19 protein-coding genes are annotated in these 25,090 nt (G+C 65.6%); 12 read left to right on the top strand and 7 right to left on the bottom strand.

What is annotated here, in order from left to right; translation table 11 throughout:
* Window positions 1-25 precede the first annotated feature (25 nt).
* Complete coding sequence (locus tag ACVOMH_RS10945) at window positions 26-1,486, top strand: MFS transporter (protein ID WP_481551973.1); 1,461 nt, start codon at window positions 26-28, stop codon at window positions 1,484-1,486.
* Between the two features lie 92 nt (window positions 1,487-1,578).
* Here the strand turns inward: ACVOMH_RS10945 and ACVOMH_RS10940 are convergent, their stop codons facing one another.
* A complete protein-coding gene (locus ACVOMH_RS10940) occupies window positions 1,579-2,577 on the bottom strand; it encodes a LacI family DNA-binding transcriptional regulator (RefSeq protein WP_481551972.1) in 999 nt (332 codons plus the stop codon).
* Between the two features lie 205 nt (window positions 2,578-2,782).
* Between ACVOMH_RS10940 and ACVOMH_RS10935 the strand changes: the two genes are divergently transcribed.
* Window positions 2,783-5,362, top strand: coding sequence for a glycoside hydrolase family 3 protein (locus ACVOMH_RS10935; protein WP_481551971.1), 2,580 nt, complete (start codon window positions 2,783-2,785; stop codon window positions 5,360-5,362).
* 415 nt (window positions 5,363-5,777) lie between these two features.
* Here ACVOMH_RS10935 and ACVOMH_RS10930 read toward each other — a convergent pair whose 3' ends face one another.
* On the bottom strand, window positions 5,778-7,298 hold the full coding sequence (locus ACVOMH_RS10930; protein ID WP_481551970.1) for a glycoside hydrolase family 30 protein: 1,521 nt from the start codon (window positions 7,296-7,298) through the stop codon (window positions 5,778-5,780).
* A gap of 241 nt (window positions 7,299-7,539) precedes the next feature.
* Between ACVOMH_RS10930 and ACVOMH_RS10925 the strand changes: the two genes are divergently transcribed.
* Entirely contained in the window at window positions 7,540-10,194 is a 2,655-nt protein-coding gene (locus ACVOMH_RS10925; RefSeq protein ID WP_481551969.1) for a TonB-dependent receptor, read from the top strand.
* 97 nt (window positions 10,195-10,291) lie between these two features.
* Here the strand turns inward: ACVOMH_RS10925 and ACVOMH_RS10920 are convergent, their stop codons facing one another.
* The 3 genes from ACVOMH_RS10920 to ACVOMH_RS10910 all read right to left on the bottom strand — a co-directional run bounded on the left by ACVOMH_RS10920 (window position 10,292) and on the right by ACVOMH_RS10910 (window position 12,667).
* Window positions 10,292-11,074, bottom strand: a complete 783-nt coding sequence (locus tag ACVOMH_RS10920) for an SGNH/GDSL hydrolase family protein (RefSeq protein WP_481551968.1) — start codon at window positions 11,072-11,074, stop codon at window positions 10,292-10,294.
* A gap of 249 nt (window positions 11,075-11,323) precedes the next feature.
* The gene (locus ACVOMH_RS10915; RefSeq protein WP_054659739.1) at window positions 11,324-11,944 is read right to left on the bottom strand and encodes a thymidine kinase; all 621 of its coding nucleotides are present in this window, start codon (window positions 11,942-11,944) and stop codon (window positions 11,324-11,326) included.
* Between the two features lie 42 nt (window positions 11,945-11,986).
* Window positions 11,987-12,667 (bottom strand): SEL1-like repeat protein, encoded by a 681-nt coding sequence (locus ACVOMH_RS10910; protein ID WP_481551967.1) that lies wholly within the window; start codon window positions 12,665-12,667, stop codon window positions 11,987-11,989.
* Window positions 12,668-12,909: 242 nt separating this feature from the next.
* Here ACVOMH_RS10910 and ACVOMH_RS10905 point away from each other — a divergent pair, with 242 nt between their 5' ends.
* Window positions 12,910-14,895 (top strand): UvrD-helicase domain-containing protein, encoded by a 1,986-nt coding sequence (locus ACVOMH_RS10905; protein WP_481551966.1) that lies wholly within the window; start codon window positions 12,910-12,912, stop codon window positions 14,893-14,895.
* A gap of 76 nt (window positions 14,896-14,971) precedes the next feature.
* A complete protein-coding gene (locus tag ACVOMH_RS10900; RefSeq protein ID WP_481551965.1) occupies window positions 14,972-15,493 on the top strand; it encodes a GNAT family N-acetyltransferase in 522 nt (173 codons plus the stop codon).
* Between the two features lie 6 nt (window positions 15,494-15,499).
* On the opposite strand, the gene ACVOMH_RS10895 is transcribed toward ACVOMH_RS10900, so the two are convergent.
* Window positions 15,500-16,165, bottom strand: a complete 666-nt coding sequence (locus ACVOMH_RS10895; protein ID WP_057505732.1) for a YceH family protein — start codon at window positions 16,163-16,165, stop codon at window positions 15,500-15,502.
* Window positions 16,166-16,271: 106 nt separating this feature from the next.
* Between ACVOMH_RS10895 and ACVOMH_RS10890 the strand changes: the two genes are divergently transcribed.
* From ACVOMH_RS10890 to plsB, 4 genes are all read left to right on the top strand, one after another.
* The gene (locus tag ACVOMH_RS10890) at window positions 16,272-17,162 is read left to right on the top strand and encodes a 5'-nucleotidase, lipoprotein e(P4) family (protein ID WP_481551964.1); all 891 of its coding nucleotides are present in this window, start codon (window positions 16,272-16,274) and stop codon (window positions 17,160-17,162) included.
* A complete protein-coding gene (gene pyrF, locus ACVOMH_RS10885) occupies window positions 17,159-17,878 on the top strand; it encodes an orotidine-5'-phosphate decarboxylase (protein ID WP_057505698.1) in 720 nt (239 codons plus the stop codon). Before ACVOMH_RS10890 ends, pyrF begins: the two co-directional genes overlap by 4 nt.
* Window positions 17,879-18,268: 390 nt before the next feature.
* Window positions 18,269-19,210, top strand: coding sequence for a hypothetical protein (locus tag ACVOMH_RS10880; protein WP_481522428.1), 942 nt, complete (start codon window positions 18,269-18,271; stop codon window positions 19,208-19,210).
* 8 nt (window positions 19,211-19,218) lie between these two features.
* Window positions 19,219-21,843, top strand: coding sequence for a glycerol-3-phosphate 1-O-acyltransferase PlsB (gene plsB / locus ACVOMH_RS10875; protein ID WP_199398888.1), 2,625 nt, complete (start codon window positions 19,219-19,221; stop codon window positions 21,841-21,843).
* A 130-nt stretch (window positions 21,844-21,973) separates the two neighbouring features.
* On the opposite strand, the gene ACVOMH_RS10870 is transcribed toward plsB, so the two are convergent.
* Complete coding sequence (locus ACVOMH_RS10870) at window positions 21,974-22,168, bottom strand: YdcH family protein (RefSeq protein WP_089153165.1); 195 nt, start codon at window positions 22,166-22,168, stop codon at window positions 21,974-21,976.
* A 68-nt stretch (window positions 22,169-22,236) separates the two neighbouring features.
* Between ACVOMH_RS10870 and ttcA the strand changes: the two genes are divergently transcribed.
* Genes ttcA through ACVOMH_RS10855 form a run of 3 tightly spaced genes read left to right on the top strand, consistent with a single transcriptional unit; the run spans window position 22,237 to window position 24,970 of the window.
* Window positions 22,237-23,154 carry a tRNA 2-thiocytidine(32) synthetase TtcA gene (gene ttcA / locus ACVOMH_RS10865; protein WP_054659589.1) on the top strand — a complete coding sequence of 306 codons (918 nt, stop codon included), beginning with the start codon at window positions 22,237-22,239 and terminating at the stop codon, window positions 23,152-23,154.
* A gap of 48 nt (window positions 23,155-23,202) precedes the next feature.
* On the top strand, window positions 23,203-24,111 hold the full coding sequence (locus ACVOMH_RS10860) for a recombination-associated protein RdgC (protein WP_054659591.1): 909 nt from the start codon (window positions 23,203-23,205) through the stop codon (window positions 24,109-24,111).
* 52 nt (window positions 24,112-24,163) lie between these two features.
* Complete coding sequence (locus ACVOMH_RS10855) at window positions 24,164-24,970, top strand: M48 family metallopeptidase (RefSeq protein WP_481551963.1); 807 nt, start codon at window positions 24,164-24,166, stop codon at window positions 24,968-24,970.
* Window positions 24,971-25,090 lie beyond the last annotated feature (120 nt).

Here is a 25,090-nt window from a genome sequence, read left to right as displayed (position 1 = left end):
AACGACAAGCCAACCAAGAAATGACATGAGCCCAAAAACCCGCTGGTCGCAGTTCGGTGTACTCATTACGGTGTTCTTCTTCTGGGGCTTCGTCGCCGCCAGCAACGGCATCCTGATCCCGGTGTTCAAGAAAGCCTTCGACCTGACCCAGGCGCAGAGCATGTACGTGGCGATCGCGTTCTACGTCGCCTACACGGTCGGCTCGCTGATCTACGTCGCCGTGTCCAAGGCGCTGGGCGTGGACGTGCTCAACCGCATCGGCTACAAGAACGGCATCTGCGTCGGCCTGCTGATCTCGGCGCTGGGCGCGCTGCTGTTCTACCCGGCGGCCAACCTGGGCTCGTTCACCCTGATGCTGTCGGGCCTGTTCATCGTCGGCCTGGGCTTCTCGCTGCAGCAGATCGCCGCCAACACCCTGGCCATCATCATGGGCGATCCGGCCACCGGCTCGCAGCGGCTGACCATGGCGGGCGGCATCAACAACCTGGGCACCACGGTCGGTCCGCTGCTGGTGAGCATCGCCATCTTCGGCAGCGTCGCCGCCGGCAATACCGAGGCCAGCATCGAAAGCGTCAAGACGCCCTACCTGGTGCTGGGCGCGGCCTTCGTGCTGGTGGCGCTGTTCTTGAAACTCTCCTCGGTGCCCAACCACATCGACCTGGAGAAGCTGTCCGAAACCGAGGCGCAGGACAGCAGCCGGCTGATCCACAAGAAATCAGCGTTCGCCTACCCGCAGCTGGTCATGGGCATGATCGGCATTTTCCTCTACGTCGGCGTTGAAGTTTCCACCATCGACAATCTGCCGGCCTATCTGGAGCTGCCGGTAGAGAAGGGGGGGCTGGGTATCGACACCTCGCTGATCGCGCCGTTCGTGTCGCTTTACTGGGCCAGTCTGATGATCGGTCGCTGGGGCGGGGCGGCAGGCGCTTTCGATGTCAGGGCGGGGACAAAGAAGCTGCTCATGCTGGTTCTGCCGTTCGTGGCCTTCGGCGTGTACCTGGCGGTCAATGCGATCTCCGGCCATGACGTATCCCGGTTCTACCACTATGCGCCGGTGATCGTGCTGATGATCCTGGCCACCCTGGCCAGCAAGGGCAATCCGGCGCGGATGCTGCTGTATTTCGCGTTGTGCGGAATCATCGCGCAGCTGGTGGGCATGTTCACCACCGGCATGCTCAGCGTGATCGCCTTCATCAGTGTCGGCCTGTTCTGCAGCACGATGTGGCCGTGTATTTTCACCCTGGCGATCACCGGGTTGGGTAACAACACCAACCAAGGCAGCAGCCTGCTGGTGATGATGATCATGGGGGGCGGCCTCGTCAGCTGGGCGCAGGGCGCGCTGGCCGACAAGGTAGGGGTGCATCACAGCTTCATCGTCGGCGTGCTGTGCTTCGCCTATCTGGCGTTCTACGCCGTTGCCGCCACCCGCACCTTGCGCCGGCAGGGTATCGATCTGGACCAGTTGGCGGCCGAAGGCGGGCATTGAGCTCAAGCGCGGGGCCCGTGGAAGAAAAACGGAGCCAGAGGCCGTGCCCAGGCAAGCGCCGGTGCGTACGGCCTGTTCCATGGGTTCCCCGCCTATTTCGGTGCCCGCTGTTTCACCGGTCCGGTTGAACGCCGCACCTGCAAGGTGTAAGCCACGTCCACCACGCCACCGCTGCCCATCTCGCGGATTTCCTTGAGCAGTTCGGCGGCGGCCAGCTTCCCCATTTCACGGGTAGGCTGGCGCACGGTGGTCAGTGCCGGGTAGATCTGCCGGGCGATAGGCGTGTCATCAAAGCCGCAGACCGAGATGTCCCCGGGTACCGACAGGCCGCGCTCGCAGACGGCACAGATGACACCTGCGGCCATATCGTCATTGGCTGCGAAGATGGCGGTGGGATGATCGGGCAGGTCCAGCAGCGCATTGGCCCCGGCATAGCCGGATTCGTAGGAAAACTCGCCATCCACCACCAGCGCGGCATCGTAGCGCAAGCCTGCCCGGCGCAGACCCTCGCGATAGCCGGTCAGTCGCCACTGGCTGGCACCGTGTGAAGCATGGCCCTTGATATGGGCGATACGGGTGTGTCCCAGCTCAGCCAAGTGCGCCATCAGCGCGCCAACCGCGCCGACTTCATCCACCACCACACCGACGTGGCGATTCTGCTCCATCGCCGAGATGCTTGAATAAGGAATGCCCAGGGCGACCAGCCGCTCCAGTAGCTGGACATCGTCGGTGAGCGGAGGGGTAAGCACGATTCCATCCATCTGGGACTGCATGACCAGGGCCTCGACCTTGTCCACGACATCGTCTGCGTCATAGATCAACGGCACCAGCATCAGGTTGTAATGCTGCGCCTGACAGGCGTCCAGGACCCCCATCTCGATTTCCATCAGGTAATTGGAGGAAGGGTTGTCAAACAGCATGGCGACCAGATAGGAGCGTCGTCCCGCCAGAACGCGCGCCGAGGGCAGCGGGCGGTAGCGAAGCTGCTCCGCCGCCGCCTCGACCCGACGGCGCGTTGCGTCGGCGACATTGGGCTCGTTGTTGAGCACGCGTGACACCGTCTTCATCGACACGTTGGCGGCTGCCGCCACATCTTCGATTCGTACCCGGATTGCCAAAACTCTTACCTCTTCGGAACGTTGTGGATTCTGCCAAATCCATGGCATTGCACCCTGATCGGGATGATGCCGTGCAACAAGCATGGCGCACGGAAGCAGGCTATGCTGCGCTATGTGACAGCGCTGTCAAGCGAATACGCGCGCCTCCAATGCCTGAATGGAACAGACCGGAACGACCATGAAAACCGCTCGTGTCATCTGCAGATCCGCCCTTCGAATCACCTGTCTTGCCGCCGCACTGATCACCCTGGTGGCCTGTACCCCGCAAGCGCCGGCTGGCCCGGCACAGGCAAAAAAGGCTGTGGATGCCGATACCGCCATTGTGCCGGAGCAATGGCCGCAGCCGGTATGGCCGTTCGCGCAGGATGCCGAACTCGAAGGCAAGATCGACACATTGCTGGCATCGATGACGATCGAAGAGAAGGTCGCCCAGACGATCCAGGCCGATATCGGCTCGATCACCCCGGACGAATTGCGCAAGTACCGGCTGGGCTCGATCCTGGCGGGCGGCGGTTCGGATCCTGGCGGCAAGTACAACGCGCCGCCCAAGGCATGGCTGGAGCTGGCCGATGCCTTCTGGGAAGCGTCGATGGACACCCGCAACGGCGGAAAGGCGATCCCGGTGATCTGGGGTATCGATGCGATGCATGGTCAGAGCAACATCGTCGGCGCCACGCTGTTTCCCCACAACATTGGCCTGGGCGCCACCCGCAACGCCGAGCTGATGCGCGAGATCGGGCGCATCACCGCCATCGAAACCCGCACCACCGGCATGGAATGGGCATTCGCGCCGACGGTGGCGGTTCCGCAGGATGACCGCTGGGGCCGCACCTATGAAGGCTACTCGGAAAATCCGGAAGTAGTGGCCCGTTTCGCGCGGGTCATGGTCGAGGCACTGCAGGGTACGCCGGGTACGCCCGGTTTCCTTGACGATCACCATGTAATGGTCTCGGTCAAGCATTTCCTTGGCGATGGCGGCACCACCAACGGCAAGGACCAGGGCAATACCGAGGTCAGTGCGGCCGCATTGCGCGACATCCATGCCGCTGGCTATGTGCCGGCCATAGAAGTCGGCGCGCAGTCGGTCATGGCCTCTTACAACACCTTCCATGGTGAAAAGATGCATGGCCACAAGCCGCTGCTGACCGACGTGCTGAAGGGCCGCATGAGCTTCGGCGGCTTTATCGTCGGCGACTGGAATGGCCACGGCCAGGTCAAGGGCTGCACCAACACGGATTGCGCGCAGACCTTCAATGCCGGACTGGATATGGCCATGGCGCCGGACAGCTGGAAGGGTCTTTACGAAAGCACGCTGGCGCATGTCAAGAATGGAACGCTGCCGACGGAGCGGCTGGATGACGCGGTGCGCCGCATTCTGCGGGTGAAGTTCCGCATGGGCCTGTTCGACAAGCCGAAGCCTTCGGCGCGTGCACTGGGCGGCAAATTCGAACTGCTCGGTGCGCCGGAGCACCGTGCCATCGCCCGTCAGGCCGTACGCGAATCCCTGGTACTGCTGAAGAACCAGAACGGCATTCTGCCGCTGTCTCCGAAGCAGCGGGTGCTGGTGGCGGGTGACGGTGCGGACAATCTCACCAAGCAGACCGGCGGCTGGACGCTGACCTGGCAGGGCGATGGAACTTCCCGCGCCGATTTCCCCAATGCCGACTCGATCTGGGATGGCCTCAATGCCCAGGTGCGGGCGGCGGGCGGCAGTGCCGAACTGGCTGTTGATGGAGCGTACCGGCGGAAGCCCGATGTTGCCGTGGTGGTCTTCGGCGAAAACCCCTACGCAGAGTTCCAGGGGGATCTACCCGATCTGATGTTCAAGAGTGGCAAGTCCGGCGACCTGGAGTTGATCCGCAAACTCAAGGCCGACGGCATTCCGGTGGTGGCGGTGTTCCTCAGCGGTCGTCCGCTGTGGATGAACCGCGAGATCAACGCCGCCGACGCCTTCGTCGCCGCCTGGCTGCCTGGTTCGGAAGGCGCGGGCGTCGCCGACGTACTGCTGCGCAAGCCCGATGGCACCGTGCAGCACGACTTCAAAGGCAAGCTGGGCTTCTCGTGGCCGCGCCGTGCCAACCAGTTCGCAAACAATGTCGGTCAGAAGGACTATGCCCCGCTGTTTCCGTTCGACTACGGCCTGAGCTACACCGATGACGGCAACCTCGACGCGCTCTCGGAAGATCCGGGCATCGACCCGGAAGCCTCACGCAGCAATGCCTGGTTCGATCGGGGCGTGGCGACCACCGGTCTGACGTTGCGCCTGGTCGGGAGCAATGGTGTGGGCATGGATATCATCCACCCGCAGGCGACCACCGGTGACGGCACGCTGTCCATGGCGGCAATCAACACCGATGTCCAGGAAGGCGCGCGCGCGTTCACCTGGAAGGGCAACGCCGCGGTGGAGCTGCGAGCCAACGCACCATTGGATCTGGAGCGCGAAAGCAGTGGCGATGTGTTCATGGTTGCCACCTTGCGTGTCGATGCGCTGCCCGCCGACGGCAAGGCTATGATTGATGTCGAGTGCGGCAAGGGATGCCGTGCCGGGTTGCCGATCGGTGCGGCCTTGGCGCAATTGCCACGTGGTCAGTGGACACGGCTGGGTGTGCACCTGGGCTGCCTCCGTACGGCGGGCGCCGAGACCGGAAAATTGAACGTGCCATTCGCGTTGCAGACCGGTGATGGCGCAAAGATCGCCCTGGCCCGCGTCGCGCTGGGCACCGAGTTCGACCACAAAGTGGACTGTGCGGTCCATTGATCGTGCGTAGCTGACCGGATGCAACGTGAGATGGCCGCCGCATGGCGGCCGTCTTTTTGGCAACGTGTTCACGGTCTTGTGCGCAACCGGTCCGGAAGACGCCATGGATGCACTGCAGGCATAAGTTGAGCAAGCGCTCGTGCTGCTTCCATGGTGTCCGGTTCCTCCGCCCTCAATCGGAGCGGCGCTCTAACACCCGTACTTTCGGATCATGGCGGATGCAGTCCGCCCGCTGCGGTTGGCAAGGGGCGCGTTGCCGTTGTGCCACTTGCCGGGCGTTCCCGGCGAACACCCGATGATCCGGTGGTGGGGACTCTGGTATCCGTCCAGCTTTCTGCGGATCAGCGCGTACAGGCAACCGGATTCTGCGGTTCTGGTCGGGAGGTGCGCCCCCGCATCGCGCGTGCATGCCTCTTCACATCTTCTGGGTATTCCAGCGGAATGTCGCCACGCTCCTGGCCGGCATCGGATAACTGAAGTTGCGATGTCCATCGCGAATGTGGACGGTGCGCGCAGCGTCATTCGCATTGCTGACCATCAGCACGCGTGTCCCGTCATCGGCATTTTCGAACGCCACGTTGTCGATGCCATCGTCGGTTTGCGTCGAGCCGATCCGCCATGCGTCGCGGCGCACGAAGCGGCTGGCGTGGGCCAAGGCGTAGTAATCATTGGTGCGGGTCACTTCACCGTTGTGCGAATCGATGGTGACCACGCCATGGCAGGTGTGGCAGCCGCCGGCGTGGGGGCCGTTGTCCTGATCCAGCGCGAGATTCCACAGCAGCACCCCCCGTGCCCAGTGGCGACTGGCCCGGATCAGCAGTCGCGCCTGCAAGGGCAGCCCGCCGCTGCGCACCGGTTCCCAGTCGCCCGATGAGCACTCGGTCATGTAGGTGTCCTTGTCCGGATGCGCCTCATGCACCTGCGATTGCACCGAAACATCGCCCCCATAGCAATGCCAGGCGACGCCGCTGATGTATCCGGACGCCTGTGGATCGGCCAGAACGGCCAGTGGTTCCTGTGGCTTGTCCCAGTTGTGGTCCCAGTCAAGGATCTGCAAGGTCGGCCGGCGTGCGTCCCGCAACGGGCCAAGGTGCTCGCCTATGAACCGCGCGCGTTCGGGTGCGTTGAAACGCATGCCGGGGTAGTCGTCCGGCTCGTGGTCCGGCTCGTTCTGCACGGTGATTGCGAAGATCGGGATTCCCTGTGCGGCGCGTGCATCGACATAGGCAAGCAGATAACGCGCGAATGCAGGGTAGTACTCGGGCAGCAGATGGCCTTTGACCAGATGTCCGGTGTCCTTCATCCATGCCGGGGCGCTCCACGGTGAGGACATGAGCCGCAGGTTTGGATTGATGGCCAGCGCCTGGCGGACCACTGCCGCAACGTCATCCGTGCCGGGGTCGATGCTGAAATGGTGCAATTCCGGATCGGGCCGGCCATCGGGCGTATCGCCATGGCTGTAATGGAAGCGCGAAAAATCCGATGCACCGATAGTCAGGCGCGCGAAGTCCAGGCCGATGCCGTCGTCTTCGCGCGCGAACAGTTCGTGCAGCAGGGCCGCACGCTTGCTGTCGTCCAGCCGATGCCTGAGCAACCATGCTGACGCGTCGGTAATCGCCGCGCCGAAGCCGACCATGCGTTGATAGCGCGCTCCGGCGTCGATGACGATGGTGACCTGCGCCGCATCATCGGCTTGCATCGTCAGCTCGCCACGCGTCAACGCCAGTTGCCGGTCCTCCGTGGTGATCCACACCTCGCCCCGCTCGAGTGCCGGGCGTGGCGGAGTACTCGTGCAGGCCGTCATACCCGTCAGCAGAACCAGGCCGAGCCCTAGGAGGGTGTGACGCGGAAAAACGCCCAGATCGTGCTGCGATGCAGCATGTTGTGTTCTCCTGCCCGACGCAAGTCCATGTTTTTGCGAATGGAAAAACTTCATTCCGCTGTTTCCCTTAAATATTTGGTTACACGCTGTTCATCCCGGAGCATCATATGGCAGCGCTGTCATAAGGGTATGTGGCAGTGCACAAACCAGCCCGCAGGAGAGGAGCGGTCAGATGCAAGCAACGACACACCCCACTTACATTCCACGTCATTTGTTGTGCGCGAACGGCTCCGTGCCGAAGCCGCACCGGCTTGCGCTGGCCTGCTGCGCAGCGTTGATTCTGTCGCTACCGGCAATGGCACAGGACAAGAGCGCCACCAACCTCGACGCTGTCCAGGTGACGGGTATTCGCGGCTCCATCGCCACCGCGGTGGAAGCCAAAAGCGAATCCACCTCGATCGTCGAGGTTGTCTCGGCCGAGGACATCGGCAAGCTGCCGGACATCAGTATTGCCGACTCCATCTCCCGCCTGCCCGGTCTGACCATGCAGCGCGTGGATGGCCGTGCGCAGGTCATCCATATCCGTGGGATGTCCGAGCAGTTCGGCGGCACCCTGCTCAATGGCCGCGAACAGGTCAGCACCGGCGGCAGTCGTGGCGTGGAACTTGACCAGTACCCGGCAGAACTGATCAATGGTGTCATGGTCTACAAGACCCCGGATGCCACGCTGGTGGGCCAGGGCCTGTCCGGCACCGTCGATATGCAGTCCATCCGCCCGCTGGATTTCAGTAAGCGCCGCGCGACCTTCAGTGGTCAGGGCGAGTACAACTCGCTGGGCAAGCTGATCAACGGCAGTAGTGACAAGGGCTATCGGGCCAGTGCTTCGTATGTCGACCAGTTCGCCAACGACACTTTTGGCGTGGCCATCGGGGTGGCGCGCATGAGCTCGCCATTCCAGGAGCAGCAGGAAAAGGCCTGGTGGTGGGGCAATCCCGATGCCTGGGGCGCCCCGCAGGCGGGCAAGCCCGACGGTGCCGTGGCACGCCAGGCCGGCGAAGCCACTTTGCGATCGCGCGAAATCACCCGCGATGGCGTGATGGGCGTGTTCGAGTTCAAGCCCAACGAACATTTCCACAGCATCCTGGACGTGTACCACTCCAAGTTCGACCAGGATGAGAACCAGGCCAGCATCATGTGGAACAACGATCCGTGGTGGAGCGCCAATGGCAGTGGCGTGACCTACCAGAACGCGGGCACCACGCTGGTCGATGGCGTTCCGGTGGTTACCAGTGGCACGCTCAAGGGCGTTGGCGCATTGAACATGCTCAACGGCCTGAACTGGCAGAAGAACGAGCTGACCTCGGCCGGCTGGGCCAACATCTTCAAGTGGGCCGACCTGTATACGCTCAAGACGGATCTCAGCTATTCGCGTGCCAAGAGCCGGCGCTCGACGATGGAAGTGCAATCGTCCTTCGCCACGCCTGTGGATATCGATTTCAACCTCACCACTGGCAGCGGCTTCAATCGCTTTTCGATCCCGGGCCTGAACGACCCGGGCCGGATCTGGTTCGGCTTGGATGCAATGGGCTGGGGACGTGATGGCCGCATGGACATGGCTTCCACCACCGATACGCTGAAGTCCGGCCGGATTGAGCTCAATCGCGTGGTCGAGTCCTCCGATTTCCTGCGCAGCTATGACCTCGGTTTCAATGTCACGCGGCGCAACAAGGACCGTGAGTACATCGGCTACTACCTTGACCTGAAGGATGGCACGCCGATCACGCTGGACAAGGTGCCGCACGGCATGGCGTCGATGGACTACGTTGGCCTCGGCGACATGGTCAGTTTCAACGCGCGCGACCTGCTGGGCGACTACCTGGTGACCCGCCTGATGCCCAGCGAAAACGACTTGATGAAGAACTACGGCGTGGAGGAAAACGTCCGTACGTTCTACGCCAAGGCCAATCTGGATATGGACGTCACCGACAGCATCCGCCTACGTGGCAACGTCGGTGCGCAGCTGATCCATACCGAGCAGAGTTCCACCGGCCCGACCGTCAAGAAGGACGCTGCCGGCCAGTGGATGATCGCCGGTGCGCAGAAGATCGGCACGACCTATGGCGACTTCCTGCCGAGCATGAACCTGTCGCTGGACTTCGGTGGGGGCACGCAGCTCCGCATGGCTGCAGCCAAGACCCTGATGCGCGGGCCGATCGAGGACATGGGTGCCTACAGCATGGCCTCCGTCGATCCGACCACGCGCACCTGGAGCGGCAGTGGCGGCAATCCGAGGCTGGAGCCGTACCGCGCCACCGCCTATGACCTGTCGCTGGAGAAGTATTTCGGCCCGACCACCTATGCCGCGTTCGCGCTGTTCTACAAGGACCTGGAAACCTACATCTACCAGCAGGAAGTGGATTGGGACTTCACCGGGTATGACAATCTGGGAATCACTCCCCTTTCCAACTGGGGCAAGTTCTACACCCCGGCCAACGGCAGCGGTGGCTACATGCGTGGTGCCGAGCTCAGCGGAGCGTTGGGCGGTGATGTGATCCACCCGACGCTGGATGGCTTTGGTGTGTTGTTCAACGCCTCCTACACCGAGTCGTCGATCAAGCCGGAGGGTCCGAACAGCACCAGCACCGACACCATGCCGGGCCTGTCCAAGGTGGTAGCCAATGCCACGCTGTATTACGAGAAGCACGGCTACTCGGCACGGATCAGCCAGCGGTACCGCGACAAGTACCGGGGTGAATATGCCTCGCTGTTCGGGGACCGCATCTACCAGAACACCAGGGCCGAGACCACGGTGGACCTGCAGCTGGGTTATGACTTCCCGGATGCCGGCGCGCTGTCGGGCCTGTCGGTGCTGCTGCAGGTCAACAACCTGACCAACGAGCCCTACCGGACCGAAACCACGGCCGGCGGCATCGACCAGAAGATCTGGTTGCCGCTGGAGTACAAGGAGTACGGCCGCCAGTACCTGCTGGGCGTGCGCTACGCGTTCTGACCGACCGGGCAATATCGGTGCAACGGGCCGTCCTGATGACGGCCCGTTTCATTTCCGGCTACCTGCAGCGTGGCGCGGGCGTTCGGAAAACGGTGGATCAGTGCTTGTCCGCCAATGCGCTTGCGACGGCCTGTTCGGCCAGGGGCGCCATGCGGGCATAGCCTGCGGCACTTGGATGTACACCGTCGCCAGCCAGCTCCCTGTCCAATCCGCCTTCGGCGTTGGTCATTGCGGTGTGGTAATCCAGATAGACCAGCCCCTGTCGCTGCGCATACTGCTGCAGGGAGGCGTTGAGCTGGCGCACTTTTTGCGCCGGCTGTGTGCCGGGACGCCACGGGTAATCGCTGACCGGCAGCACCGATGCCAGTACCACTTCGATGCCGTTTGCCTGGGCCAGTTCGACCATCGAGTGCAGGTTGTCCTCGATCATCTGCTGCGTGGCTGGCCCGGTATTGCCGGCAATATCGTTGGTGCCGGCCAGGATCACCACCACGGCCGGCTTCAACGCCAGCACGTCCTGACGGAAACGGACCAGCATCTGCGCGGTGGTCTGCCCGGAAATACCGCGGTTCACATAGGGCTTGCCGGGAAAGAAACGGTCGCTGCCGGTCGGCCCCCAGCCTTCGGTAATCGAATCGCCAAAGAACACCACCCGCCGGGTGTCCTTGGCTGCTACCGGCAATGCCGCGTTTTCGGCGCGGTAGCGACCCAGCTGTGGCCAGTCAAGCAGGCGCCGCTGCATTTCCTCGACGCGTCCGGCTTCTAGCGTGCCGGCCGGGGCGAGATAAAGCGGGTCTACCGCGAGCGTGGGTTCGGCGGCATGGGCTTGCGAAAACGCAGCGACCAGGAGAAATACCACGTTCCGCGAGCTGCTTTTCATCATGGATCAGGCTTGTTGTCGACGGGTCCACTACATTGCCACGTGCCGTCCATCAGCAAAAGCGGCAAGTGCCTTGGAAAAGCGTGCAAGCACCTAGATCGGGCCGTCGTTGCATCCGCCGCTGCGGGGCCGCCGTCGCCGGTGTGCGACGGATAATCGGTGATGCGGTACCGGACACCGACTCGATTGCGTCAGGCACGCCCCGGCCGTGAAATGCTGGAAGGCCACCTCGCCATCGGCTGCGCGTACCTACAACGGCAACGGCGCCTGCATCGGGTCGATCCGGCCTTCGCCACGGGTGATCTTCTTGAATTCGGCACGCGACACCGACACATAGCGCTCGTTGCCGCCGATCTCCACCTGCGGGCCGTCCTGCACGGCAAAGCCGTTCTCGTCCACGCGCACGGTCATCGTCGCCTTCTTGCCGCTGTGGCAGATGGTCTTGATCTCCTGCATCTCGTCGGCCCAGGCCAGCAGGTACTGGCTGCCTTCAAACAGCTCGCCGCGGAAATCGGTGCGCAGCCCGTAACACAGCACCGGAATACGCAGCTGGTCGACCACCTCGGACAGTTGCCAGACCTGCGCCTTGCTCAGGAACTGCGCCTCGTCCACCAGTACGCAGCCGAGCCTGCCGTGGGCGGCAATGTCCTGCTGGATCAGCTTCTCCAGGTCGGTATCGCGCTCGAAGGCGGTGGCCTGCGCCTGCAGGCCGATCCGCGAGGCGACCATGCCGGTACCGGCGCGGTGGTCCAGATGCGGCGTCAGGATCGCCACCCGCATGCCGCGCTCGCGGTAGTTGTGCGCCGACTGCAGCAGGGTGGTGGTCTTGCCGGCATTCATCGCCGAATAATAGAAATAGAGCTTGGCCATGGCGGGATTTTACCGCGACATGGGAGGGGGCTCGTGGCGCAGTCAGCGTTTGACCTGTGTCAGGGGACCGACCTCGGTCGAGCCGATGGGTTGCTCGCTCACGCCGACGCGCCAGTTGCGGTCCTGATGCTGGAAATACAGTTCAGGCTTCCAGTAATGGGGTGCATAAAAGCGGCTTCCGGCGATGGTTACCACCGGGGCGAAATTGTCACCTTCCATTCCCGTGCTCGCCGCCGCACGCCGGACGCCACTGCCCCCCGGTGACAGGGCCAGGATGGTGACCCCGCCGGCAAACCCGGTATTGCTGCCGGCGACCTTGTTTGCCTGCCGGCGCAGTTGCCTCGCCAGACGCGGGCGAGAGACATCATCGCCATAGCGTTCATACAACTTGCGACCCACGGCCAGCGCTTGGGCCTGCTCGGCCGGAGACAGGGCCGCCCAGTAGGCCTCACGCAGGCGCAGCAGCTCGGGGTAACCCCGTTCGGCGGCCAGATCCATCCATGCGTAGGCCGCCGGCCGGTCCTGTGGCTGGCCGTGTGAGCCATTCCACAGGATTTCAGCCACCAGGGCCTGGGACGGCTTGTCGGCGAAATGAGCCGCCCGCTTGAGTTGGCGCATCGCCTGGTCGTTTCTGCCGGCCTCCAGGGAGAGCTGGGCCGTGCGTCGGAAGTACAGGTCTCCGTGGCTGTTCGCCAGGCCGGCCATGAGCAGGTCCTCGTCCATGTGGATGGACGGTCCTTCGCTGTCCGCAGCGGTCAGCGAAGGCGGAGCCCCCAGGCAGGCCAGCAGCAGTGTTGCAACAACAGGGCGGACAGACGGCATGGTCAGGCTCCGGATCATGTCGGTGACCGGCCAAACCTAGCACACCCGCTAGTGGGCAATGGCGCTGCCCTCCATTCATTCCCCCGGTACAGGCCGGGTCGGCCTGGGCTGGCTAAAATGGCCGTCTGCCTGTGGAACCGCTCATGCTCGACAAGCTCAATCCTCCCCAACGTGCTGCCGTGCTCCATGCCCAGGGGCCGTTGCTGGTGCTGGCCGGTGCCGGCAGTGGCAAGACGCGCGTGATCGTGGAGAAAATCGCCCATCTGATCGGCATCGGCCGCTATCCGGCCAAGCGCATCGCGGCGATCACCTTCACCAACAAGTCGGCCAAGGAGATGCGCGAGCGTGTGGCCAAGCGTCTGCGCGTCGAGGATGCGGCCGAGGTGACGATCTGCACGTTCCATGCGCTGGGGCTGAAGTTCCTGCAGATCGAGCACCAGCATGTCGGCCTGAAGCGCAGCTTCTCGATCTTCGACGCCGACGATGCGGCCGCGCAGATCAAGGATCTGCTCGGCGGCAGCAATGCCAAGCCCGACGACATCGAGGACGTGAAAAACCTGGTCTCGCGCGCCAAGAATGCGGGGCTGTCGCCGGAGCAGGCGATGGCGGCGGCGCGCAGCAGCCGCGAGAAGAACGCGGCGATGGTCTACGCGCTGTACCAGGCACGGCTGACCGCCTTCAACGCGGTGGATTTCGATGATCTGATCCGGCTGCCGGTGCAGGTGCTGGAAGAGAACCCGGACATCGCCTTGGCCTGGCGCGAGCGCATCGGCTACCTGCTGGTGGACGAATGCCAGGACACCAACGATGCCCAGTACCGCCTGCTCAAGCAGCTGGCCGGGCCGGCTGGCAACTTCACCTGCGTGGGCGATGACGACCAGTCGATCTACGCCTGGCGCGGCGCCAATCCGGAAAACCTGCAGCAGATGGGCCGGGACTATCCGGCGCTGCAGATCATCAAGCTGGAGCAGAACTACCGCTGCTCCAACCGTGTGCTGCGCGCGGCCAATGCGCTGATCGCACACAATCCGCACGAGCACCTGAAGACGCTGTGGTCCGACCAGGCCGATGGTGAGCGCATCCGCGTGTGGGAATGCCGCAACTCCGAGCACGAGGCCGAGAAGGTCGCCGCGGAAATCCATTTCCTGGCCACCAGCCGGCGCATTCCGTGGAGCGATTTCTGCATCCTGTTCCGCGGCAACTTCCAGTCGCGGCCGCTGGAAAAGGCGATGCAGCTGGTCGGTGTGCCCTACCACCTCAACGGCGGCACCGTGTTCCTGGAACGGCAGGAGGTCAAAGACACGCTGGCGTGGTTGCGGCTGATCGTGAATCCGGACGATGACACCGCGTTCATGCGCGCGGTGCAGTCGCCCAAGCGCGATGTCGGTGCCACCACCCTGGCCAAGCTCGCCGAGCTGGCCTCGGCCAAGGACATGCCGATGGCGCAGGCCGCCGAGGCGATGGGCGCGCTGGCGCAGCTGCCACCGCGGGCGGCCAACAGCCTGAGCAAGTTCACCGACATCCTGCGCGCGCTGCGCATGGACATGCGGCAGCTGAGTTCGGGCGACCTGGTGCGGCGCGTGGCCAAGGATTCGGGGCTGCTGTCGGAGCTGCGCAACCAGGCCAAGGACACCAGCAGCTACGAGCGCCGTGCCGGCAACATCGAGGAGCTGGCGTCGTGGTTCGAGAGCGGCCCGCGCGGCGCCAGTGCCGCCGACATGGCCGCGCAGCTGGCGCTGATCTCGCGCAACGACAAGGACGATGGCGGCAACCAGGTGCGGATGATGACCCTGCACGCGTCCAAGGGCCTGGAGTTTCCCTACGTGTTCATCGTCGGCTGCGAGGATGGCGTGCTGCCGCACCAGGTCAGCCTGGACGAGGGCAATCTGCAGGAGGAGCGGCGCCTGCTGTATGTGGGCATCACCCGCGCCAAGGTGCAGTTGTGGATGAGCTACAGCAAGCTCACCCGCAAGTTCGGCGAACACATCCGGCTCAAGCCCAGCCGCTTCTTCGCCGAGCTGCCGGCGGCCGAGATCCAGCGCGATGGCGCCGATCCGGTTGCCGATGCCGCGCACAAGCAGGAGCGCGCCAAGGCCGGACTGGCGGCGATCGAGGCGCTGTTCGACTGAGCCGCCGGCTGATGGCACTTGCCAGCCGCCCGCGTCGGCGGCAGTTTGCCGGGGGCGTTCAACCCGGGGATTTGCGATGACGGTGGTGATCCAGACCGAACGTTTGCGGCTGCGGCCGCTGCGTGATGACGCTGCCGATGCGGCGGCGATGCTGGAGCTGCTCAACGACCCGGGTTTCCACCAGTACATCGGTGACCGCGGCGTGCGTACGCTGGAGCAGGCGCGCGATTACCTGCGCAATCACACCTTCAGCAGCTATGCCATGTATGGCTTCGGCATGTACGCCATCGAGCGGCACAGTGACGGCGCCTGGCTGGGCAATGCCGGACTGGTGCGGCGTGACGGTCTGCCTTGTGCCGATCTTGGCTACGCCCTGCTGGGCGCCTACACCGGCCAGGGGTATGCGCTGGAAGCGGCACGCGCGGTGCTGGACTACGCGCGCAACACCTTGGGATTGGGCGAGCTGCGCGCGGTCGTGTCGCCGGACAACGCCCGCTCGGTGGCGCTGCTGGAAAAGCTCGGTTTCCGTGGTGACGGCACCGTGCTGCTGCCGGGCAAGGACGAACCGCTGCTGCTGTTCGTCCTTGCCGGGAACTGAGGGCCGTCAGCCGCCCGGTTGCTGCTGCAGCCGGGCCAGCTGTTCCTGCAAGAGGGCCACCGCCGCCTCCAGCTGCAGCACGCGTTCTTCCAGCGCACTGTTGTCCGCCGCTGACGCCGCGCCGGCGGGGGCGCGGTACTGCGCGGCCAGGGCCTCCCCATCCACCGGGCCACACAGCAGGTGCATGAAGCGGTCCTCGCGTTGCCCCGACGCGCGCGGCAGCAGGATCACCAGCCCGCGCTGCTGCAGGCGCTCGAGCTGATGGCGCAGATCATTGGCGTCGGCGAAGCGGGCCATGCGCTCGCTGCGTGCGGCCAGCTCGCCCACGGTCTGGGGGCCGCGCAGCAGCAACAGCCCCAGCAGCGCGACCTGCTGCCGCGGCAGGTCCAGTTTGGTCCCCAGCAGGTGCTCATAGCGCTCGGCGCGCGAGGAGAAGTGCTGACGGGCCAGCCCCATGCCCTCCAGCTGGCGCAGCGCGTGCTGCACGTTGCCGGCGGCAAGGTTCATCACCGGCTCGCGCGCGGTCTTCTGGTTGGCCGCGACCTGCGCGGCGTTGACCGTCAGCGGGTAGGTATCCGGCGTGGTGGCCTCTTTTTCGATCAGGCAGCCCAGTACGCGGGCCTGGGCGGCATCGAGTACGGGCAGGTCGGCGGGCTGCTTGGCGTCGGTCATCATCGGTGGTCCGGTCACACGGGGGCGCAAGGATAGCCGAGCCGCCGGCCCGGGCAAGGCGGGGAGCCGGTAAACTGCGCGGGTTTTCGAACAGTCCGGTAGTCCCATGTCCCGTATCCCCGCCTTCACCCTGCTGGCCGGCGCCATGCTGTCGCTGGCCGCCTGCACCACCACCGACCGTCTCCACCGCGAGCCGGCGCCGGTTGCCATGGCTGCCCACGGCGCCCACGACAACCTCAACGCGGTGCTGTGGGTGCAGCGCTCGCAGGAATACCGCGCCAGTGCGTTGCAGACCTGGAAATCGGCCGGTGAGCACCTGGACCGCGCCCTGGCCGATCCGGACTGGACCGCACTGTTGCCGGACGAGGGCGGCAACCACCAGTCGGCCACGCTCAAGCCGGCGGTGGTGGTGGATGTGGACGAGACCGTGCTGGACAACTCGCCCTACCAGGCCCGTCTGGTGCGCGACGGCACCAGCTACAACGACGCCACCTGGGCGGCCTGGGTGGACGAGCAGCAGGCGCAGGCGGTACCGGGCGCGGTGGCCTTCGCCCAGCTGGCCGCGGCCAAGGGCGTGACCATGATCTACATCAGCAACCGCACCGCGGCGATGAAGGACGCCACCGTGGCCAACCTGCGCAAGGTCGGCTTCCCGGTGGCCGATGACAGCGTCTATCTGGGTCTGGGCACGCCGGTGCCGGGCTGCACCGAGGTCGGCAGCGAGAAGGGCTGCCGCCGCCAGCTGGCCGCACGGCAGTACCGCGTGCTGATGCAGGTCGGTGACCAGTTCACCGATTTCCTGCAGATCGAGGACAACACCCTGGCCAACCGCGACGCGCTGCTGGACAAGCACCAGGACTGGATCGGCTCGCGCTGGTGGATCCTGCCCAACCCCACCTACGGTGGCTGGGAGGGCGCCTCGTTCAACAATGCCTGGTCGCTGCCGGCGGACCTGCGCAACGGCGCCAAGCGCGAGGCGCTGGAGCTGGCCCGATGAGCCGCGCGCCGCTGCCGTTGCGCACCGATGAACGCCTGATCTTCGCCCTGGATGTGCCGGGCAAGGCGCAGGCCATCGAGTGGGTGGAGCGCCTGGGCGATGCCGTGTCGTTCTACAAGATCGGCATGGAGCTGCTCGCCTCGGGCGAATATTTCGATGTGCTCGAGGCACTGGCCAAACGCGACAAGCGTGTGTTCGTCGATCTGAAATTCTTCGATATTCCGGCCACGATCGCCGGTGTTATCGGTCGTTTGTCGCAATGGCCGGTGAGTTACTGCACCATCCACGGCTGGCATCCGGCGATGATGGAGGCCGCCGCCGCGGCCAACACCTCGGACATGCGGCTGCTGGCGGTGACCGTGCTGACCTCGATGGGGCGGCCGGATCTGGCGCAGATGGGCATCGACCGCGAGCCGGTGGACGTGGTGGTCGAACGCGCGCTGGCCGCGCAGCGGGCCGGCATTGACGGGGTCATCGCCTCCGGCCAGGAGGCCGCGCCGATCCGCGCCGCCACCGGTGCCGGTTTCTCCATCGTCTGCCCGGGCATCCGTCCCGGCGGCCCGGTCGGGGATGACCAGCAGCGCACCGTGGGCGTGGCCCGGGCCTTTGCCGACGGCGCCGATGCGATTGTGGTCGGGCGGCCGATCCGGCTGGCGGCCGATCCGTACGTCGCGGCGCAGCTCATCCAGGCGGAAATCGCAGAATCATTCAAGTAAATCAATTACTTGAATTGTGATTCATGAAGTGTTGCATTAACTTAATCGGGCGCGTAGGCTACGTCCCGTCCGGCGTTGCCGGCCATGCGTCAAAACTGTCCACCGGCTCGCGCCGGCTTGAGGAGGTTCGCTGCCGGGTACCGGTGCGGCCTCTTTTTTTTGCCTGTTCACCCGCTGGACGGGCGCCGGGACGTAAGCCCCCGGTCTCCGCCGGCCGGTTTGCGCTTGCGCCATGAGGCGGGCGCGGCGGGACGGGGGAAGGAGCGCCGGCGCCCGCACGTGATGGCTGTGCTTGCTGGGCTCACCGGGCAGGCCTCAAGATGCCACCGCCCCCGGGGGAGGACCGACAACGCCATGCCACGCTCTTCATCACGCCGCCGCCCGTACCTGATGTCCGTGTCGCTGACCGCGCTGCTGTTGCTGGCTGCGTGCGGTCGCACGCCGCAGGAACTGCCCGGCGCGGCCACCGAGCCGGCCGCTGCCGTGCGCCAGCTGGCCATGCATCTGCGCAACAACGATCTGGTCGGCTACGCGCGCGCGGCGGTACCGCCGGCGCAGTACGCCGCGCTGGAAACTGCCTGGGCGCAGGGCCACAGCCGCTGGCCGTTGAGCGACTTGCCGCTGGATGAAAAGTTGCCGGCGTTGCTGGCCGCGCTTTCCGAGAAGAATGCCGAGCAGCAGCTGCGGCGCGCATTCAAGGCGCAACTGGAAGGGCAGGCCGCCAGCGTGCGTCAGGCCGCGCACTCGCTGGAGCTGTTCGGCGTGCAGTACATCACCCATCAGGGCGACTACAGCCCGGCCCAGCGTGCCCATTACGTGCAGCTGGTCGCCGCGCTCAGTGGCTGGGCGCAGGCCGCGCCGCTGTCCGATCCCACGCTGGCGCAGAGCGCGATCACCACGTTGACGACCGCCGCCCGCGCGACCGGGCTGGACAGCGTACAGGCCTTCCAGCAGGCCGGTATGACCGCCAGCCTGCAGCGGCTGGGGCCGTTCGCGGCCGCGCTCAAGCAGGTGCTGGCCAGCTACGGACTGCGGCTGGATGACAGCATCGACCAGTTGCGCACCGGTTTGGTCACGCAGCAGGGCGAGCAGGCCACCGTGCGCGTGCAGTACCCGCTGGCGGGCACGGAACTGGATCTGCAGGTGATGCTGGTGCGGCGCGATGGCCACTGGTACCCGGCGCAGACGCTGGCCGAGGTCGACGCGCTGCTGGCCGCCGCACAGGCCGCCGAGCAGGCCAGGGTGCAAGAGGCCGCGGCCGCCGCGCCGTCGGTGCCGGAAACCGCCGCGCAGGACGGCGGCGATAACGCTGGTACAGCGGCTAAGCCATAATGGCGCCGATGTCGAAACAGAAATCCCAGCCCGACCAGGGCGAGCTGCTGCCGCCGGACACCGCCCATGCGCCGTCCGCCTCTCCTGCCGCCTCCGCGGCCGGCACCGCCGCGCGTGCGCCGCATGTCCGCGCCGCCGGTCGCCGCCCGTTGTGGGCGCGCCTGCTGGGCAAGCTGATCGAGCCGTGGCTGGGGTTGAAGATCGAACCGGAGCAGGCCGGTGACCACGATGACGGCCGGCCGGTGGTGTACGTGCTGGAAAACTACGGCCTGTCCAACGCGCTGATCCTGGACAAGGCCTGCCGCGACGCGGGACTGCCCTCGCCGCTGGTGCCGCTGGCCGGCGACCTGACCGGGCGCAAACGCGCTTACGTGGCACTGTCGCGGCGCTCCAGCAACAGCGCGCTGATTCCCGAACAGCGCGGCGCCAAGACCCATTCGGACTCGCTGGCCAAGCTGCTGCAGGCGCACCGTGCCAATCCGGCGCTGGATGTGCACCTGGTGCCGGTATCGATCTTCGTCGGTCGCGCCCCGGACAAGCAGAGCGGCTGGTTCGCGGTGCTGTTCTCGGAAAACTGGGCGCTGGTGGGCCGCTTCCGCCGGTTGCTGGCGATCCTGCTCAACGGTCGCGACACCATCGTCCGCTTCGCTCCGCCGGTATCGCTGCGCGAGACCGTGGATGAAGGCCTGGAGCCGGAGCGCACCGTACGCAAGCTGCAGCGCGTGCTGCGCACCCACTTCCGCCGGATCCGCGAATCGATCATCGGCCCGGATCTGTCCACCCGCCGCCTGCTGGTGGACAAGGTGCTGGAGTCCGATCCGGTGCGCGAAGCCATCGCGGTGCAGGCCAAGCGCGACAACTCCAAGACCACCGAGGCCTGGAAGAAGGCGCAGGGCTACGCCTGGGAAATCGCCGCCGACTACTCCACCCCGGTGGTGCGCTCGGCCAGCTTCATGCTCAGCCACGTCTGGAACCGCATCTACGCCGGCGTGCTGGTGCATCACCTGGACAAGTTCAAGGAAGCCGCGCCCGGGCACGAGGTCATCTATGTGCCCAGCCACCGCAGCCATATGGACTACCTGCTGCTGAGCTACCTGCTCTACGACCGCGGCATCGTGCCGCCGCACATCGTGGCCGGCATCAACCTCAACCTGCCGGTGGTCGGCACCCTGCTGCGCAAGGGCGGCGCGTTCTTCATCCGCCGCTCGATCAAGGGCAATGCGCTGTATTCGGCGGTGCTCAGCGAGTACGTCGCGCAGCTGGTGTCCGGCGGCTACTCGATCGAATACTTCATCGAGGGCGGACGCTCGCGGACCGGACGTCTGCTGCAGCCCAAGGGCGGCATGATCTCGATGACGCTGCGCGCGTTCCTGCGCCAGCCGCGCAAGCCGGTGCTGTTCCAGCCGGTCTACATCGGCTACGAGAAGCTGATGGAGGGCAACAGCTATCTGGACGAGCTGTCCGGCCGGCCGAAGGAGAAGGAGTCGATCTGGGCGCTGCTGTGGGGTATTCCCAAGGTGCTCAAGCAGAACTACGGCCAGGTGGTGGTGAATTTCGGCGAGCCGATCGCGCTCAACGACGTGCTGGCCAGGATGGCGCCGGAGTGGGACGGGCAGCCGGTTCCCGAGGACGAAAAGCCGGGCTGGCTGGCCGGCACCGTGGACACGCTGGCCACGCAGATCCAGGTGCACATCAACGGCGCCGCCGACGTCAATCCGATCAACCTGCTGGCGCTGGCGCTGCTGTCCACGCCCAAGCACGCGATGGGTGAGGCCGACCTGATCGCGCAGATCGAGCTGTGCAAGAAGCTGCTGGTGGAAATGCCGTATTCGGACCGGGTCACGGTCACCCCGCATTCGCCCGAGCGGATCATCGCCCACGCCGAGGAGATCAACGTCCTCACCCGCGTCAAGCACCCGCTGGGCGACGTGCTCAGCGTCAGTGGCGACACCGCGGTGCTGCTGAGCTACTTCCGCAACAATGTGCTGCACCTGTTCACGGCGTCGTCGTGGGTGGCGTGCTGCTTCCAGAACAACCGCCGCATGAGCCGCGGCGGTCTGCTGCGGCTGGGGCGCGGGCTGTACCCATTCCTGCAGCAGGAGCTGTTCCTGCCATGGAGCGAGGACGAGTTCGCCGCGCGCATCGACCAGACCATCGACGTGTTCGTGCGCGAAGGCCTGCTGCAGCATGTCGGCGAGGACGACGGCGGCATGCTCGCGCGCAGCACCGGCCAGACCGACGAGGTGTTCCGCCTGCGTGCGATCGGCCATTCGCTGCAACAGGCCTTCGAGCGCTACTACATCGCCATCTCGGTACTGGTGAAGAACGGCCCCGGTACCCTCGGTGCCGGTGAGCTGGAAGGGCTGTGCCAACAGGCCGCGCAGCGCCTGAGCCTGCTCTATGCGCCGGCCGCGCCGGAGTTCTTCGATCGCACCCTGTTCCGCAGCTTCATCCAGAAGCTGCGCCAGCTGCGGCTGGTGTGGCCGGACGAGAACAGCAAGCTGCTGTTCGACGAACGCCTGGACGCCTGGGCCAAGGACGCCAAGTTCATTCTTGGCCGCGAACTGCGCCACACCATCGAGCGGGTCAGTCCCGAAGCGGTGAAGCCCGAGGCGCCTGCGCCGCAGGGCTGAGCGATGCGGCCAGCGCAGGGGGGGGCGGATGCCGGCGCGGCGGACTTCCGCAGGGCCGGTGCCGGGGTGTTGCAGGCACTCGCCGCCCGCTTGTCCGCCGTCGGGGGCGGTCATCCGATACGGGAGGGGCTCAGGCCGGCTCGTCCGGGATCAGCATCGCTTCCAGCTTGCCGATGCAGTCCTTGAGCTGCAGCTTGCGCCGTTTCAGCCGCTTGGCTTCCAGCTCGTCGTCCGGGTTGGCGGCCAGCCGCGCGATGCGCTCGTCCAGACTGCGGTGCTCGGCCCGCAGTTCGGCGATGCGCTGGCTGATCTGGTCTAGGGTCATGGTGTCCACAGCTGTCGAGCATACCCGGTTGCCGGGTTCAGCGAGAGCGGCGTCGCCAAGCCGGTAGAATGGCGCCAATGACTGCTGTTATTCCCCTTCCCGATCCCGCGCCGCGCGCCCGCGACCCGCGCGTGGCCGAGCGCGAGCACCACAAGCTGGCCAAGCGCCTGCGCCGCCAGGTGGGCCAGGCCATCGCCGACTTCGGCATGATCGAGGCCGGTGACAAGGTGATGGTGTGCCTGTCCGGCGGCAAGGACAGCTACACGCTGCTCGATGTGCTGCTGCAGCTGCAGAAGAAGGCGCCGGTGCCGTTCGAGCTGGTGGCGGTGAACCTGGACCAGAAGCAGCCGGATTTTCCCGAGCAGGTGCTGCCCGACTACCTGGCCGGGCTGGGCGTGGCGTACCACATCATCGAACAGGACACCTATTCGGTGGTCAGCCGGGTGATCCCGGAAGGCAAGACGATGTGTTCGCTGTGTTCGCGGATGCGGCGAGGTGCGCTGTACAACTACGCCGAGCAGAACGGGTTCACCAAGATCGCGCTGGGCCACCACCGCGACGACATGGTGGCCACGTTCTTCATGAACCTGTTCCAGCACGCCAAACTGTCGGGCATGCCGCCCAAGCTGCTCAGCGATGACGGCAAGCATGTGGTGATCCGCCCGCTGGCGTATGTCCGCGAGGCCGACATCATCGAGTACGCCGCCGCGCGCCGCTTCCCGATCATTCCGTGCAACCTGTGTGGCAGCCAGGAGAACCTGCAGCGCAAGCAGGTCGGACTGATGCTGCAGCAATGGGAGAAGGAGCACCCCGGTCGCGTGGAACAGATATCGCGCGCGCTGGGGACGGTGCGGCCTTCGCAGCTGGCCGATCCGGCCTTGTTCGATTTCATGGCGCTGGGCCGCCGCGCGGCGGCGCCGTTGCCGGACGCGCATGCGTGGCTGGCCGGTATCACCGCTGCGGGTGCTGAGACCGCCGATGCCTAAGCGGACGCCGTTGGCGTCTTTTTCTGAATTCCTCTTTACAGGCAATCCATGTTTTTCAAAAACCTGACGTTCTTCCGCTTCCCCTCGTCCGTTGATTTTTCCGAGATCGATACGCTGCTGCCGCCGGCCGTGCTCAAACCGGTGGGCGCGCTGGAGATGAGCTCGCGTGGCTTCATCTCGCCGTTCGGCCGCGAGGAAAAGGAGCAGTTCTCGCACCGTCTGGGCGAGGCGCTGTGGCTGACCATCGGCGGCGAGGACAAGATCCTGCCCAGCACCGTGGTCAACGACCTGCTCGAGCGCCGGCTGGAGGAGATCGAGGAGAAGGAGGGCCGCAGGCCCGGTGGGCGCGAGCGCAAGCGGCTGAAGGATGATCTGCTGCACGAACTGCTGCCGCGCGCCTTCGTCAAGACCTCCCGCGTGGATGCGTTCTTCGATCTGGTCCACGGCTATGTGGTGGTCAACGGTTCCAGCCAGAAGACCGCCGAGAACGTGATGAGCGATGTGCGCGGGGTGCTCGGCAGCTTCCCGGCGATGCCGCTCAACGCCGAAGTGGCGCCGCGTTCGATCCTGACCGCGTGGATCGCCGGCGAACCGCTGCCCGAGGGCCTGAGCCTGGGCGAAGAGTGCGAGATGAAGGATCCGGCCGAGGGCGGCGCGGTGGTCAAGTGCCAGCACCAGGAACTGCGCTGCGACGAGATCGACAAGCATCTGGATGCGGGCAAGCAGGTCACCAAGCTGGGCCTGGTGTTCGAGGACAACCTGTCCTTCGTGCTCGGCGATGACCTGATCGTGCGCAAGCTCAAGTTCCTCGATGGTGCGCTGGACCAGCTCGAGCATATCGATGAGGACGGCCACCGCGCCGAACTGGAAGCGCGCTTCGCCTTGCAGAGTGGCGAGATCCGCCGGTTGTTCCTGCTGCTGGAACAGGCGTTCAAGCTGAGCAAGGCCGACGCCTGACGCCACCGTGTTCCTGCCGCGCTGCTAACGCGGCGGGGACTAAGCTGCGACCATGTCCCGTCTGCTCCGCCGCCTGATCGCACCCGCCGCACCGGTGATCCAGCGCGATACCGTGCGCCTGCGGCTGGGCGAAAGCGATGAGATCGACGTGCTGCGTGTGCGTGATCCCCGGGCGCGGCGTCTGAAGCTCAGCGTCGACGAGCGTGGTGCGCGGTTGACCCTGCCGCTGCGCGCGAGCCTGGCCTCCGGCGAGCAGTTCCTGCACGCCAACCGGCAGTGGCTGCAGCAACAGCTGGCCCGCTTCAGCGACCAGGCACTGCCGGTGCCGACCCTGCGCCTGCGCCAGCCCGGACAGTTGCCGCTGCGCGGTGACTACCTGCCGGTGCAGTGGCAGGTAGGGCGGTTTGCGCGGGTCGAGCTCGGCGCGGAGGTGGCCTGCATCCAGCTGCCGGCGCGCGCCGGTGAGCCGGCGTTGCGGCGCGCGCTGCGCGAGTTCTACGAGGCGCAGATGCGGGCCGATGTCGGCCGCTGGCTGCCGGCGTATCTGCCCGGGCTGCCGCGGGCGCCGTCGCGGTTGCGGCTGAAGGTGATGTCCTCGCAGTGGGGATCGCTGGCACCGGACGGCTCGATGGCGCTGGATCTGGCGCTGATCCTCGGCCGTCCCGCGGCGTTCGAATACGTGCTGGTCCACGAGCTGTGCCACTTGCTGCAGGCCAACCACTCGCCGGCGTTCTGGGCCGAAGTGGAGGCGCGCTTCCCGCGCTGGCGGCAGGAACGTGATTACTTCCACGCCGAGGGCCGGCGGCTGAAGGCGACCCTGCGGATGCTGCTGAGCATCACCCCGCCAGCGGACCGCTGAGCAGTGTGTGCCGGTCCCGAGGAGGGGCGCCGGGCACGGCCGATCCCCCGCCGTTTTGAGCCCGCCACCGCACGATTTGGCACCGGGCGGCCCTCATCTGTGGTGCGTTGCGGCATCGTT

It is taken from the genome of Stenotrophomonas sp. STEN013, assembly GCF_056760355.1.
Note: the sequence above shows the minus strand (reverse complement) of the source record. Positions and strands in the feature narration are given on the sequence as shown.

What these genes read in the sequence shown, in the direction of transcription:
- ACVOMH_RS10945 (WP_481551973.1), top strand. Translation starts at nt 26, where the DNA reads ATGAGCCCAAAAACCCGCTGGTCGCAGTTCGGTGTACTCATTACGGTG.
- ACVOMH_RS10935 (WP_481551971.1), top strand. Translation starts at nt 2,783, where the DNA reads ATGAAAACCGCTCGTGTCATCTGCAGATCCGCCCTTCGAATCACCTGT.
- ACVOMH_RS10930 (WP_481551970.1), bottom strand. Translation starts at nt 7,298, where the DNA reads ATGAAGTTTTTCCATTCGCAAAAACATGGACTTGCGTCGGGCAGGAGA.
- ACVOMH_RS10925 (WP_481551969.1), top strand. Translation starts at nt 7,540, where the DNA reads ATGGCACAGGACAAGAGCGCCACCAACCTCGACGCTGTCCAGGTGACG.
- ACVOMH_RS10920 (WP_481551968.1), bottom strand. Translation starts at nt 11,074, where the DNA reads ATGAAAAGCAGCTCGCGGAACGTGGTATTTCTCCTGGTCGCTGCGTTT.
- ACVOMH_RS10915 (WP_054659739.1), bottom strand. Translation starts at nt 11,944, where the DNA reads ATGGCCAAGCTCTATTTCTATTATTCGGCGATGAATGCCGGCAAGACC.
- ACVOMH_RS10910 (WP_481551967.1), bottom strand. Translation starts at nt 12,667, where the DNA reads ATGGACGAGGACCTGCTCATGGCCGGCCTGGCGAACAGCCACGGAGAC.
- ACVOMH_RS10905 (WP_481551966.1), top strand. Translation starts at nt 12,910, where the DNA reads ATGCTCGACAAGCTCAATCCTCCCCAACGTGCTGCCGTGCTCCATGCC.
- ACVOMH_RS10900 (WP_481551965.1), top strand. Translation starts at nt 14,972, where the DNA reads ATGACGGTGGTGATCCAGACCGAACGTTTGCGGCTGCGGCCGCTGCGT.
- ACVOMH_RS10895 (WP_057505732.1), bottom strand. Translation starts at nt 16,165, where the DNA reads ATGACCGACGCCAAGCAGCCCGCCGACCTGCCCGTACTCGATGCCGCC.
- ACVOMH_RS10890 (WP_481551964.1), top strand. Translation starts at nt 16,272, where the DNA reads ATGTCCCGTATCCCCGCCTTCACCCTGCTGGCCGGCGCCATGCTGTCG.
- pyrF (WP_057505698.1), top strand. Translation starts at nt 17,159, where the DNA reads ATGAGCCGCGCGCCGCTGCCGTTGCGCACCGATGAACGCCTGATCTTC.
- ACVOMH_RS10880 (WP_481522428.1), top strand. Translation starts at nt 18,269, where the DNA reads ATGTCCGTGTCGCTGACCGCGCTGCTGTTGCTGGCTGCGTGCGGTCGC.
- plsB (WP_199398888.1), top strand. Translation starts at nt 19,219, where the DNA reads ATGTCGAAACAGAAATCCCAGCCCGACCAGGGCGAGCTGCTGCCGCCG.
- ACVOMH_RS10870 (WP_089153165.1), bottom strand. Translation starts at nt 22,168, where the DNA reads ATGACCCTAGACCAGATCAGCCAGCGCATCGCCGAACTGCGGGCCGAG.
- ttcA (WP_054659589.1), top strand. Translation starts at nt 22,237, where the DNA reads ATGGCGCCAATGACTGCTGTTATTCCCCTTCCCGATCCCGCGCCGCGC.
- ACVOMH_RS10860 (WP_054659591.1), top strand. Translation starts at nt 23,203, where the DNA reads ATGTTTTTCAAAAACCTGACGTTCTTCCGCTTCCCCTCGTCCGTTGAT.
- ACVOMH_RS10855 (WP_481551963.1), top strand. Translation starts at nt 24,164, where the DNA reads ATGTCCCGTCTGCTCCGCCGCCTGATCGCACCCGCCGCACCGGTGATC.